At 40.2% G+C, this 1,007-nt stretch carries 1 protein-coding gene; it reads right to left on the bottom strand.

Annotated features, from left to right (window positions below; all coding sequences use genetic code 11):
• Positions 1–1,007, bottom strand: a 1,007-nt coding sequence (locus P0N36_RS15475) for an IS4 family transposase (protein ID WP_275843790.1), incomplete at both ends; no start/stop codon positions are given.

Here is a 1,007-nt window from a genome sequence, read left to right as displayed (position 1 = left end):
GCTGTTATATAGTCCATATCTTGTATGTCTTCACAGTATCTAAAGAATAATTCACCAAAAGTTTTGGTGTCGTTTTCTTCTCTGCGCAGCCATTCAAGCAGGATGTATCTGCAGTAGACGATGGTTGTGTGACTAATAATCATATCGTAGCTTCTGCCTTGGAATTCACTACCAAGCTTCATGAATGACTTGGCAGACTTAAAAAATACTTCAATGCTCCATCGGTTGCCGTAGATTCGGATGATTTCCTCGTCTGATATTGATAGATCAGTGCTTAAGACAGCAAGCCATTCACCTTTATTGGTACGGTTTCTGACAATAACAACCTTCACAGGTATACCATCTTTAGTTGTAACATTAATTGACCCAAAGATACCACCGCCACATTCTCTTTTGACTAGGTTACGAAGCTCTTTTAGGCTGTAACGTTTGCCTTTATAACAATACTTGGCATTTCCCTTTTTGACCATGCCTACAACATCAAGTCCTTCGTTAAGAATAGCTTTAATCATAGGTTCAGTGGTAAACCAAGTGTCCATAAGGACATAATCAGCAGAAACTCCAGCGGCTAGAGCTTCTTTGATAAGTTGTACAGCGGCTTCTGGCTTTTTCAGGAGAGCATCTTTCCTGCGCTTGTAACCATTGGTGCGTTTGTCGATTTCGTTACTTGTTTCCTGAAAACGATTCTTTTCGTTTCTGGAAGAAAGCATTGTGAAACCAGTAGGGATAAAGCTGTAACCATCAGACCACCCAAGGGTCAGCATTGTAAAACCCCTCTGATACCGATGAAAAGCATGATCGTAGATCTTTGCCAATAACTCAACCGACTTGCTTCGGTTTCTCGTGACAATGGAATCGTCTAGAATCAGTACATTAACTCTTTCTGGTCTTGTAAGGCGGTTGAACATGGAAATAACCTTTGCTGACAGCAATAACAGGAATTTCTTCCAGTTATAGGTTGAAGTGTTCAAAAACCTGTAATAGGTATTTTTAGAAACAGCTTCTTC

The organism is Petrocella sp. FN5 (genome assembly GCF_029210395.1).
Classification (GTDB): Bacteria; Bacillota; Clostridia; order Lachnospirales; family Vallitaleaceae; genus Petrocella.
The sequence above is the reverse complement of the archived record's forward strand: the minus strand, read 5'-3'. Positions and strand labels throughout refer to the sequence as shown.